This is a genomic window from Curtobacterium sp. CFBP9011, from assembly GCF_034045095.1.
In the GTDB taxonomy this organism is placed as follows: Bacteria; Actinomycetota; Actinomycetes; order Actinomycetales; family Microbacteriaceae; genus Curtobacterium.
In genome coordinates this window covers 281,466-292,653 of sequence record NZ_JAXCWN010000001.1, presented here as the reverse complement: position 1 = coordinate 292,653, position 11,188 = coordinate 281,466, and the positions used below count along the sequence as shown (strand labels likewise).

At 70.9% G+C, this 11,188-nt stretch carries 9 protein-coding genes; 5 read left to right on the top strand and 4 right to left on the bottom strand.

Going from position 1 to position 11,188, the window contains the following annotated elements; all coding sequences use genetic code 11:
- Nucleotides 1-14 precede the first annotated feature (14 nt).
- On the bottom strand, nt 15-1,019 hold the full coding sequence (locus tag SOM35_RS01375) for an aldo/keto reductase family protein (RefSeq protein WP_253461898.1): 1,005 nt from the start codon (nt 1,017-1,019) through the stop codon (nt 15-17).
- Nucleotides 1,020-1,664: 645 nt separating this feature from the next.
- Between SOM35_RS01375 and SOM35_RS01370 the strand changes: the two genes are divergently transcribed.
- The 4 genes from SOM35_RS01370 to SOM35_RS01355 all read left to right on the top strand — a co-directional run bounded on the left by SOM35_RS01370 (nt 1,665) and on the right by SOM35_RS01355 (nt 5,537).
- Entirely contained in the window at nt 1,665-2,579 is a 915-nt protein-coding gene (locus SOM35_RS01370) for a hypothetical protein (RefSeq protein WP_320514085.1), read from the top strand.
- A 129-nt stretch (nt 2,580-2,708) separates the two neighbouring features.
- Complete coding sequence (locus SOM35_RS01365; protein ID WP_111076481.1) at nt 2,709-3,269, top strand: YceI family protein; 561 nt, start codon at nt 2,709-2,711, stop codon at nt 3,267-3,269.
- A gap of 656 nt (nt 3,270-3,925) precedes the next feature.
- The gene (locus tag SOM35_RS01360; protein WP_320514082.1) at nt 3,926-4,456 is read left to right on the top strand and encodes a TIGR03086 family metal-binding protein; all 531 of its coding nucleotides are present in this window, start codon (nt 3,926-3,928) and stop codon (nt 4,454-4,456) included.
- 79 nt (nt 4,457-4,535) lie between these two features.
- Nucleotides 4,536-5,537: an aldo/keto reductase gene (locus tag SOM35_RS01355; RefSeq protein ID WP_320514081.1), complete on the top strand. Its 1,002-nt coding sequence runs from the start codon at nt 4,536-4,538 to the stop codon at nt 5,535-5,537.
- Between the two features lie 667 nt (nt 5,538-6,204).
- Here SOM35_RS01355 and SOM35_RS01350 read toward each other — a convergent pair.
- On the bottom strand, nt 6,205-7,209 hold the full coding sequence (locus SOM35_RS01350; RefSeq protein ID WP_320514080.1) for an oxygenase MpaB family protein: 1,005 nt from the start codon (nt 7,207-7,209) through the stop codon (nt 6,205-6,207).
- 194 nt (nt 7,210-7,403) lie between these two features.
- Here SOM35_RS01350 and SOM35_RS01345 point away from each other — a divergent pair, with 194 nt between their 5' ends.
- On the top strand, nt 7,404-9,089 hold the full coding sequence (locus SOM35_RS01345) for a long-chain-fatty-acid--CoA ligase (RefSeq protein ID WP_253461887.1): 1,686 nt from the start codon (nt 7,404-7,406) through the stop codon (nt 9,087-9,089).
- A gap of 87 nt (nt 9,090-9,176) precedes the next feature.
- Here SOM35_RS01345 and SOM35_RS01340 read toward each other — a convergent pair whose 3' ends face one another.
- Together SOM35_RS01340 and SOM35_RS01335 are read right to left on the bottom strand one after the other, a co-directional pair.
- The gene (locus tag SOM35_RS01340; protein ID WP_260497572.1) at nt 9,177-10,043 is read right to left on the bottom strand and encodes an ABC transporter permease; all 867 of its coding nucleotides are present in this window, start codon (nt 10,041-10,043) and stop codon (nt 9,177-9,179) included.
- Nucleotides 10,040-11,104 carry an ATP-binding cassette domain-containing protein gene (locus SOM35_RS01335; protein ID WP_320514077.1) on the bottom strand — a complete coding sequence of 355 codons (1,065 nt, stop codon included), beginning with the start codon at nt 11,102-11,104 and terminating at the stop codon, nt 10,040-10,042. The genes SOM35_RS01340 and SOM35_RS01335 overlap by 4 nt, the downstream gene beginning before the upstream one ends.
- Nucleotides 11,105-11,188: the final 84 nt, after the last annotated feature.

The window sequence follows — 11,188 nt, the reverse complement described above, 5'->3', positions numbered from 1 at the left end:
GCGCTGCGTTCCGCTCAGGCGGGACGCTTGGCCGGCGACACGTTCTTCGACGCGTCGCGCTCCGGGATGTCCCCGAGCGCCTCGTCGATGCGCGCCATCGTGTCGGCGTCGAGCGTGACGCCCGCTGCCTTCACGTTGTCGGTGACCTGCGACGGACGCGAGGCGCCGACGATGGCCGACGCGACGTTCTCGTTCTGCAGGGTCCAGGCGATGGCGAGCTGCGCGAGCGTGAGCCCGGACTCGTCGGCCACCGGCTGGAGACGCTGGACGGCCTCGAGGACCTCGTCGCGCATGAACCGCTTGATCATGTCCGCGCCGCCCTTCTCGTCCGTGGCGCGCGACCCCTCGGGGAGCGGCTGACCCGGCTTGTACTTGCCGGTGAGGACGCCCTGGGCGATCGGCGACCAGACGATCTGCGACAGGCCGAGCTGCTTCGAGGCGGGGACGACCTCGCCCTCGATGACGCGCCACAGCATCGAGTACTGCGGCTGGTTCGAGATGAGCTGGAAGCCGAGCTCCTTCGCGAGGGCGGCGCCGGCACGGATCTGCTCGGCGGACCACTCGCTGACGCCGATGTAGAGCGCCTTGCCCTGGCGGACGACGTCCGCGAAGGCCTGCATGGTCTCTTCGAGCGGCGTCTCGTAGTCGAAGCGGTGTGCCTGGTAGAGGTCGACGTAGTCGGTCTGCAGACGCTCGAGCGAGCCGTTGATCGACTCCATGATGTGCTTGCGGCTGAGGCCGACGTCGTTGTGCCCCATCGGGCCGGTCGGCCAGTAGACCTTCGTGAAGACCTCGAGGGACTGACGGCGCTCGCCCTTGAGTGCTTCGCCGAGGACCGTCTCGGCTGCCGTGTTCGCGTAGGTGTCCGCGGTGTCGAACGTCGTGATGCCGGCGTCGAGCGCTGCCCGCACGCACTGGGTGGCGACGTCGTTCTCGACCTGCGAGCCGTGCGTCAGCCAGTTGCCGTAGGTGATCTCCGAGATCTTGAGACCGGAGTTGCCGAGGTACCTGAATTCCATGGTGTCGACGCTACTGGAGTGAGCGCGCACGCGGGAGGCCGTGGCAGTACCTGTGGACAGCCGGCCGCGGAGCCGGCGTTGTGTGGTTCGGGGCGGGGCCGCTCGGGCCGGCCGGTGAAGGGGCGAGCCCTGTCGGCAAAGGGGCGAGCCTGGTCGGCGAAGGGGCGAGATGCCAGGGCATGTGCCCGGGACGCCCGCTCACCCGTCCCGCCCCCATCGGTCCCACTCGTCCCCTTCGCCCCCGTCCCTCCCGTCACTCCCGTCCTCCTGTCCTCCTGTCCCCGTCGAGCGGGCGGAATACCAGAGCGGACCCGCCGCAGCGAGGACGTTCTCGCCCACTCGCAGCGTCGCCCGCGTGCGCCCACTCGCCGCGTCGCCCGCGTGCGCCCACTCGCCGCGTTGCCCGTGTGCGCCCACTCGCCGGGCGCGGGCTCGACCAGGTCGCGATCGGGCGAGGCCGCACGCTCCCTCTGGGCGCCCCTCCGGCGAGTGGGCGGAAAGCGGACTCGATCAGGCCTGCTCGCCCACGATTGCGCCCACTCGCGTTCCTCGGCCTTTCCTGCACATCTCGCCGCCCTCCACAAGGATCCACACTGGAGGCCCGCCCCGCCCCCGCCGTGCTGGTGCGGTTCCAGCATGGACGGCATGTCTCCGAAGACCCCGCTTCCCCCGGCTCTGCGCCGGACGCCGTTCCGTGTGCGCCGCGCGCTCCACATGGGTGTGCCGCGCGGCCGACTCGACGCCCGGGACCTCCGCCGGCCCTTCCACGGCATCAGATGCGCGACCCAGCCCCGGACACCGGACGAACTCGCCCGGGCACTCGCACCGAGGCTGCGCGGCGATCAGGTCTTCAGCCACACCACTGCCGCCATGCTGCTCGGCGTCCCCTTGCCTCGACGACTCGAGCGCGACCCACGCCTCCACGTGACGACGATCGGGACGGACCAGGCGCTCCGGGTCCGCGGGTCGGTCGGTCATCGTGCACGGGCCGGATCCATCCGCGTCGTGCACAGCCGGGGTGTACGGCTCACGCACCCTGCCGACACCTTCACAGCTCTTGCCTCGTCGCTCTCGCTGGACGAACTCATCGTCGCCGGAGACGCCCTCGTGGGGTGGCTCGGATGGGTGACGCACGCCGAGCTCGTGGCAGCGGTCCGCCGACGTCGAGGGTGCCGCGGCGTCGTCAAGCTCCGGGCGGCGATCGCTGAGATCCGGACCGGCGCCCGCTCCCCCGGTGAGACACGGACGCGCCTCGTGCTGACCCGGGCGGGGCTTCCACAACCTGCGTTGAATCACGACGTCGTCGTGGACGGGCAGTGGGTGGCATGCGTCGACCTCGCGTACCCGGATGCTCGCGTCGCGATCGAGTACGAGGGCGATCTGCACCGGTCCGACCCTGTGACGTTCCGCAAGGACCAGACTCGGGGTGAACTGCTCAAGGACGGCGACTGGTGGCTGGTCCGAGTGACCGCGGACGACGTCGGGCCTGCGGTCGACCGTTTCGTCGGCAGGATCCACCGACTCCTCACAGTGGGGAGAGCGGGTCCACATCGTCCATGAGCGACGCTTCAGTGAACAATGGTTGACGCTTCAACCAAAGCGATGCAGAATGGGCTACGATCAGGTTCGATGCAGGCGCATGCAATGCCGCGCCCGCCCCATGACTCATCGCTCGAAGAAGGACACACCATGGCTCTCAACGCCTCCGCCATCCCCGGCTACGTCACCGGCACCTGGAAGCTCGACCCGACCCACTCCGAGGTCAGCTTCTCGGTCCGCCACCTCGCGATCAGCAAGGTCAAGGGCAAGTTCGAGCAGTTCGACGCGACCCTCGTGACCGCCGAGAACCCCCTCGACACCAAGCTCGAGGCATCCATCGACGTCTCCAGCATCAACACGAACCAGGCGCAGCGCGACCAGCACCTCGCCACCGGTGACTTCTTCCTCACCGAAGAGCACCCGCACATGGTCTTCCGTTCGACCGGCATCCGCGAGGACGGCGACGACATGCTCATCGACGGCGAGCTCTCGCTGCGCGGCGTCACCAAGCCCGTCACCCTGAAGACCGAGTTCGGTGGCGTCACCACCGACGGCTACGGCCAGACCAAGCTCGGCGCCGAGGCCACCACCAAGATCGACCGCACCGAGTTCGGCGTGAACTGGAACGCGGCTCTCGAGGCCGGCGGCTTCACCCTCGGCAACGACGTCACGATCAACCTCGACGTCCAGTTCGTCCTCCAGGCGGCCTGACCTCTCCCCCACACGAAGCCCCGGCGCCCTCGGCGTCGGGGCTTCGTGCTGTCCGGGCAACGCTGACCCGACGACGGCCAGTGACCCGCCGCTCAGACTCTGAGCGGCGCTCGCCGTCCGCCGACCGCCGACCGCCTCCAGCCGAGCGCGTGAGCCGTACCCGCAAGCCGCCGCGTGCGCTCCCTTCCGAGCCGAGCGGGCGGAACACCAGGGCGATCACACCCGTCTCCGCGGAATGTCGCCCACTCGCCCACCGCCGACCCGGCGACCAGCCACGCACCGGCCCCCGGGCCACCAGCCACCGCCAGCCACCGCTACGCGGCGCCCCGTCCAGACGAGCGGGCGGAACACCAGGGCGATCACACGCGTCTCCGCGGTATGTCGCCCACTCGCCCACGACACCGGGCCCACGCGCTCAGCGACCGCAGCACTTCGGAACTGGACCTCAGCGCGGTCCGTCACCAGCGCCTCCCGTCACGCCGAGCGGTACCGTGAGGAACGCTCCGACGCACTCGAGGGAATCCGCCCCCTGGCCGTGGAGTTGCACGCATCACCGCTGCACACGAGCACGCTCGGCACTGAGGTCGAGACGTCGCTCGCCGACGAACAGGAGCACCCCGATGTCCACCGACTGGATCACGTTGCAGACTCTCGCCGTGGCCGAGTTCGGCCGCCGTGTCGCCGCGGTGACCGACTGGGACGCGCCGACCCCGGACTCCGAATGGACGACGCGCGACCTCGTCGCACACGTGGTCGACGAGCAGCGATGGATCCCGAAGCTCCTCACCGGTTGCGACCACGAACAGGCCGCAGCCGATCTCGAACCGATCGGTGACGACCTCCTCGCCGAGTGGCAACGGCTCTCCAGCGCCGCCATCGAAGCATGGCAGCGCACTCCGAAGGACACGCCGGTGCACCTGTCGACGGACGTGGTGCAGGCCGGCGAGTACCTCGCGGAGCAGACCAGCGACATCACGATCCACACGTGGGATCTGGCCCGCGCGACCGGCAGCGACGAACACCTGCCGGACGAGCTCGTCGATGCAGTGTGGACGCACTTCGAGCCGCAGATCCAGTCCCTCGCGGCGACCGGGTTGTACGCGGCTCCAGTGCAGGTGGACGACGATGCTCCCCTGCAGGTCCGTCTGCTCGCGGTGACCGGGCGAGATGCCCGGGTCTCAGCCTGACGCACCCCGCAGGAAGACCCGCTGACGCACCAGTCAGCAAGGCCCGCACCCCGCACCATCCGCCACGGAAGGACCCCGCATGTCCGACACCCCCACCGTCCCGACAGTCCGCCTCGGCAACACCGGCCTCGAGATCTCGAGCGTCATCCTCGGCATGATGTCCTACGGCGACCCGGCGATGGGCTCGCACGCCTGGAGCGTCGGCATCGACGAGGCGCGCCCCTTCGTCCGCCGGGCGTTCGACGCCGGCATCACCACCTTCGACACCGCGAACGTCTACTCGGCGGGCAGCAGTGAGGAGATCACGGGCGAACTCCTCAAGGAACTCGCTCCGCGCGAGGAGGTCCAGGTCTTCACGAAGGTCTTCAACCGCATGCGACCTGGCCGGAACGGCGCCGGGTTGTCCCGCGCGGCGATCATGCACGAGATCGACGCCTCCCTGACTCGCCTCGGTACCGACTACGTCGACCTCTACCAGATCCACCGTTTCGATCCGCTCACCCCGGTCGAGGAGACGATGGAGGCCCTGCACGACGTCGTCAAGTCCGGCAAGGCCCGCTACATCGGCGCGAGCAGCATGTGGGCGTGGCAGTTCGCGGAGATGCAGCACGTCGCGGAGCGGCACGGCTGGACGAAGTTCGTCGCGATGCAGGACCAGTACAACCTCCTCGAACGGGAGGAAGAGCGCGAGATGCACCCCTTCTGCGCCCACACCGGCGTCGGCGTGATCCCGTGGAGCCCGCTCGCCCGCGGCAAGGTCACACGCCCGTGGGATGCGCAGGGCTCCGGCTCCCGTTCCGACACGGACGAGTTCGGCAAGACGCTGTACCGCCAGGACGAGGATGCGAACCGCGCGATCGTCGAGGCGGTCGGGCAGATCGCGGAGGCGCGCGGCGCGAGCATGGCGCAGATCGCCCTCGCCTGGGTCGCTGGCAAGCCCGCTGTCTCCGCGCCGATCATCGGCGCGACGAAGGAGCACCACATCGACGACGCGGTCGCTGCGACGGCGATCGAGCTGACGTCCGACGAGGTCGCGCGACTCGAGCAGGCGTACACCCCGCGGGTGCCGTCCGGCTTCTGACGCACCATCCGGACGGGAGGCGCGGTGCCAGCTGGCTCCGCGCCTCCCGTCCGTCATGTCCCCCGCTGGCTCCCCGCTGGCTCCCCGCAGCGAGCCGCGAGTGCCACGCTCGGCGAGCGGGCGGAATCCCCCGGTCCCTCGGCGCAGACGGCCACGCATTCGCCCGCTCGCCGACGAGAGCTGCGCGGCAAGCGTCGACCGGCCACCGTCCCTCGCACCGCGGCCCCACTGAAGGCGAGCGGGCGGAACACCAGGCTGAGCGTGCCGGGACTCGCTCGTTTCCGCCCGCTCGCTGACGAGGGCTTCGGCGGGGTCCTCGAACGATCGCGTTGCTGACCGGTCAGGGGTCCAGCGGGCGGAACACCGCGGTGCCCGGGCGTGGGACCGGTCAGATCCGCCCGCTCGACGCAGCGGGGATGCCGGAGCGGAGTCGGACGGGTCGGGACTGGGTTGCGGCGTGAGCGGGCGGAATGCCCGGGGCGACGACGGAGACCGGGGATGAATTCGCCCGCTCGCGCTCGGCGATGCGAAATGACGGCGGCCGGTCGAGCGCCAGGGCAGCGCAGCGCAGCGCCTGCGCCTGCGCCAGCGCCAGCGCAGCGCCAGCGCAGCAGCCGCACGCGCGCGCGTCGCGCGTCGGACAGCGCACGCCGACGCAGCACCCACCTCAGACCGCGCCGAGACCCCGCTCCACAGCGCCCGCAGCGCCCGCAGCGCCCGCGCCGTCGTCCGCTCCGACCGCACCCGCCGCGCGCGCCTCGGCGGCCTCGCGCTCGAGCCGCTCGATCCGCCGCAACGCCGCACGCTCGCTGCCCGACTGACTGCCGAGCACGCCGGTGATGCCGTCGAGGACCAACCCGGTCGCGCGGTCCACGGGCAGCTCGATCGGGCCGAGCATCGGCGCTCGGATGCCGAGCAGCGCCCGGTGCCTCGAGTCGAGGGTCGACACCGCACCCTGGTAGAGCGCGCGGTACCCGGGCCGGAGCATCGCGGCGAGGGGCGGGTTCTTGATGAAGCGCAGGACCTCCCGGGTCCGGGGCGTCACCGCGAGTTCGCCGCGATCGAGGTAGCCGTCCATCTGCGCGCGGAGTTCGGCCTCGGTCTCCGGGGCGTCGTGCACGTGCATCAGGCGGCCGGCGATCGCCCACTCGCGGACGTAGGCGTCGGCGCCGCCGGGGATCGGCTCCCCCCAGCGCTGGGCGGTGCGGAGGAACGCGTCCGTGAACGCGAGGTGCACCCAGCGCGCCAGGTCGGGGTCGTTCGCGGTGTAGGGCCGTCCGATGCCGTGGCCGTCGACGTACTGGCCGCGCACGCGTTCGTGGAGCCGCAGCACCCACTCGCTGCCGGAGGTCGCGGTCGCGGTGTCGCCGTGGGTGACGGTGTAGATCCAGCGGATGGTACCAGCGAGGCGTCCGAACGGGTCCTCCTTGTACCGCGAGTGGTCGGCGACCCCGGCGAGCGCCCCGGGGTGCAGGGCCTGGACGAGGAGGGCACGGACTCCGGCGACGATGGTCTGGTTGCCGCCGTGCACGGACCAGGTGGCGGAGCCGGGGCCGAAGAAGCCGGCGTCGGTGCCCTGCTCGAGCGCGTCCACCCACTCCGGGCTGCCCTGGGTGCTCCCGGTGAAGGTGGCCTGGAGACGGGTGCGGAACGCATCGGTGACGAACGACATGCCCTCATGCTCCGTCGGTCCCCTGACAGCGCGCCCGGCTGCACTCCGGAAACCGCGCCCGCCGCACGCACCACCCGCGCACCAGCACCAGCAGCACCAGCACCACCTGCCCACCGGACCCGCACCCACCCCCGCACCGCGCGCCAGCACCCCCGCCTGACAACCCCTCGGATCCGCCCGCTAGGTTGGACGACGTGAGCACCGACACGCCTCGTCCCTGGCTTGCCTCCTACGCGTCAGGGGTGCCGCACGACATCGAACCGATGACGGGGTCCCTCCCGGACCTGGTCGAGCAGTCCGCCCGGCGCTTCCCGAAGGCGGTTGCGCTCGAGTTCTTCACCCGCGAGACCACGTACGCCGAGCTCGAGGACCAGATCGCCCGCGCGGCGAACGGCCTGCGCAAGCTCGGCGTGACGAAGGGCGACCGGGTGGCGCTGGTGCTGCCGAACTGCCCGCAGCACGTGGTGGCGTTCTACGCGGTCCTCCGCCTCGGCGGCATCGTCGTGGAGCACAACCCGCTCTACACGCCGCGTGAGCTGCGCCACCAGTTCGAGGACCACGGTGCGACGGTCGCGATCGCGTGGGACAAGTCGGTGGCGACGCTGCAGGACTTCCCGGCGGACGTCGCCCTCCGCGCGATCGTGTCGGTGGACCTCACGCGCGCGATGCCCCGGACCACCCGTCTGGCGCTGTCGCTGCCGGTGGCGAAGGCCCGCGAGTCGCGGGCGAAGCTGACGACCTCGGTGTCCGGCACGACCCGCTGGGACGACCTGGTGTCGACCCGGAAGCTGTCGAAGCGGCACCCGCGTCCGGAGACGGACGACGTCGCGCTCATCCAGTACACCTCGGGCACGACCGGCACCCCGAAGGGCGCCGTCCTGACGCACCGGAACCTGCTGGCGAACGCCGCGCAGGCGCGTGCCTGGATCCCGCAGATCAGCGCGGGCGACGGCAGCGTCGTGCACGCGGTGCTGCCGATGTTCCACGCGTACGGCTTGACGCTGTGCCTCACCTTCGCGATGAGCATCGCCGGGAGGCTCGTCCTGTTCCCGGCGTTCGACCCCGCGTTGGTCCTCAAGGCGATCAAGAAGCGTCCGCCGACGTTCCTGCCGGCGGTCCCGCCGATCTACGCCCGGCTGCAGCACGCGGCCGACTCGGCGAAGGTCTCCCTGGCGGGCATCGACATCGGCATCTCGGGTGCGATGCCGCTGTCGCAGGACGTCATCGAGCCGTGGGAGGCGCGCACCGGGGGCTTCCTGGTGGAGGGCTACGGCCTGTCCGAGTGCTCCCCCGTGCTGATGGCGAACCCGGTGTCGGACGCCCGACGTCTGGGTGCGATCGGCCTGCCGCTGCCGTCGACCGAGTGCCGTGTGGTGGACCCGGACGACGAGTCGCGGGTGCTGGGCACGGACGAGTCCGGCGAACTGCAGGTCCGCGGCCCGCAGGTCTTCGGCGGCTACTGGGGCAAGGCCGAGGCCACCGACGAGGTCTTCACCTCGGACGGCTGGTTCCGCACCGGCGACATCGTGGCGATCGACGCGGACGGCTTCGTGCGGATCGTCGACCGGCTCAAGGAGCTCATCATCACGGGTGGGTTCAACGTGGCGCCGTCCGAGGTGGAGGACACGCTCCTCAAGCACCCGAGCGTCAAGGAGGTCGCGGTCGTCGGCGTCGTGCAGAGCGGCAACGAGCAGGTCGTGGCCGCCGTGATCCCGACCGATCCGGCGACGTTCGACGCGGAGGCACTCCGGGCGTGGTCCCGCGACCACCTGGCCGCCTACAAGGTGCCGCGTCGTGTCGTGGTGGTCGAGGACCTGCCCCGGTCGATGATCGGCAAGGTCCTGCGCCGCAAGGTGCGCGACGCGATCCTGCACCGCTAGCCGCCCACCCCAGCACCACGAGCACGAGCACCAGCACCAGCACCAGCACCAGCAGCCGGCACCAGCAGCCGGCACCAGCACAAGCTCCTACTTGCTGCTGATCCTCGTGTACTTGTTCACCGCCCACGGCACGAACACCGCGAGCATCACCGCGATCCCGATCAGCACGGTCGCGATCGGGTGCTGCATGGTCCAGATGTCCGGCACCGGCGCCGACCCGGCGTTGCCGAACAGCTCCCGCGCGGCCTGCACGAGCGAGGACACCGGGTTCCACTCCGCGAACACCCGGAGCACGAGCGGCATGGTCTCGCTGGGCACGAAGGCGTTCGAGATGAACGTCAGCGGGAACAGGATCATGAACGAGGCGTTGTTGATCACCTCGGGCGTCTTGACGCTCATGCCGAGCAGCGCCATCACCCAGCTGAACGCGTAGCTGAACAGCAGGAGCAGCGCGATCCCGCCGACGAACTCGACCGGTGACGAGTTCACACGCCAACCGACCGCGAGACCGGTGGCCATCATGATCACCATCGAGATGCCGTTGAGCACGAGGTCGGAGTTCGTCCGCCCGACCAGGACCGCCGACGCCGACATCGGCAGGGTCCGGAACCGGTCGATGAGCCCCTCCTTGAGGTCCTGTGCCATCGCCGACCCGGAGAACGTGGCCCCGAAGACGACGGTCTGCGCGAAGATCCCCGCCATCAGGAACTGCGTGTAGTCGGTGCCCTGCACGCTGATCGCGCCGCCGTAGACCTGGCTGAACAGCAGGACGAACATGATCGGCTGCAGGACGGCGAAGACGAGCAGGTCCGGCGACCGCTTGATCTTGACGAGGTTCCGCTTCGTGACGGTCCAGCCGTCCTCGAACCAGACCGCGAGCGGTGCGGTGACGACGACGGGCAGCTGCCGGCCGAGTGCGCCGTCGGTGCCGGTCGTCGTGCTGGTGACGGTCATCGGACCAGCTCCTGCCGGGAGGCCCGCCCCGCGCCCGACGGTCCGCCCGCGCCCGTCCCGTCGCCGCCCCCACTCCGGCGGCCGTCCCCACCGCCGTCCCCGCCGGCGTCGTCCGTCGCGGCGTGCCCGGTGAGGCGGAGGAACACGTCGTCGAGGGTCGGCCGACGCATCCCGGCGTCGTGGAGCGCGACGCCGGCCGCACCGAGGTCGGCGAGGACCCGCTGCAGCGCCGCGGGCCCGGCGTCGACGGCGACCGCCCGGGTGCGTCCGTCCCCGCTCGTCTCGACGTCCCCGGTGCCGTGACGCCGGAGGACGGTGGTGGCGGTGTCCCCGTCGGCGGCGTCGACCAGGGTGACGACGACCCGGTGGCCGCCGACCTGCGCCTTGAGCTCGTCGGAGGTGCCCTCGGCGATGACCCGTCCGTCGTCGATGACGGCGATGTCGTCGGCGAGCTGGTCGGCCTCCTCGAGGTACTGCGTGGTGAGGAGCACCGTGGCCCCGCTGGCGACGAGGTCCTCGATGATGCCCCAGAGTGCCAGGCGGCTGCGCGGGTCGAGGCCGGTCGTCGGTTCGTCGAGGAACAGCACACGCGGGTTCATCACGAGTGCCCCGGCGAGGTCGATGCGTCGTCGCATGCCGCCGGAGAACCCCTTGACGGGGCGGTCGCCGGCCTCGGAGAGCCCGAACACGTCGATGAGTTCGCGCGCCCGGTCGCGGGCGGCCCGTCGACCCAGGTGGTACAGCCGCCCGATCATCTCGAGGTTCTCGAACCCGGTGAGGTTCTCGTCGACGGCGGCGTACTGCCCGGAGACGCCGATCGCTCGTCGGGTGCCCTGCGGGTCGCGGACGACGTCCATGCCGGCGACCGTCGCGGACCCGGAGTCCGGTTCGACGAGGGTGGTGAGGACCTTCACGGTCGTGGTCTTGCCGGCGCCGTTCGGGCCGAGCAGTGCGGTGACGGTGCCCTCGGGCACCGCGAGGTCGAGACCCGCCAGTGCGTGCACGGGCCCCGACTTCGAACGGTACGTCTTGGTGAGGCCGGAGGCCTCGATGATGTCCATGTCGCTCCTTCGTGACCGGCTGCGTCCCTCGGGGGTCGACCGGTCACGTGCACCGGCCGACCGGGGTCGGCGAGGAGCGACGGA

What these genes read in the sequence shown, in the direction of transcription:
- SOM35_RS01375 (WP_253461898.1), bottom strand. Translation starts at nt 1,019, where the DNA reads ATGGAATTCAGGTACCTCGGCAACTCCGGTCTCAAGATCTCGGAGATC.
- SOM35_RS01370 (WP_320514085.1), top strand. Translation starts at nt 1,665, where the DNA reads ATGTCTCCGAAGACCCCGCTTCCCCCGGCTCTGCGCCGGACGCCGTTC.
- SOM35_RS01365 (WP_111076481.1), top strand. Translation starts at nt 2,709, where the DNA reads ATGGCTCTCAACGCCTCCGCCATCCCCGGCTACGTCACCGGCACCTGG.
- SOM35_RS01355 (WP_320514081.1), top strand. Translation starts at nt 4,536, where the DNA reads ATGTCCGACACCCCCACCGTCCCGACAGTCCGCCTCGGCAACACCGGC.
- SOM35_RS01350 (WP_320514080.1), bottom strand. Translation starts at nt 7,209, where the DNA reads ATGTCGTTCGTCACCGATGCGTTCCGCACCCGTCTCCAGGCCACCTTC.
- SOM35_RS01340 (WP_260497572.1), bottom strand. Translation starts at nt 10,043, where the DNA reads ATGACCGTCACCAGCACGACGACCGGCACCGACGGCGCACTCGGCCGG.
- SOM35_RS01335 (WP_320514077.1), bottom strand. Translation starts at nt 11,104, where the DNA reads ATGGACATCATCGAGGCCTCCGGCCTCACCAAGACGTACCGTTCGAAG.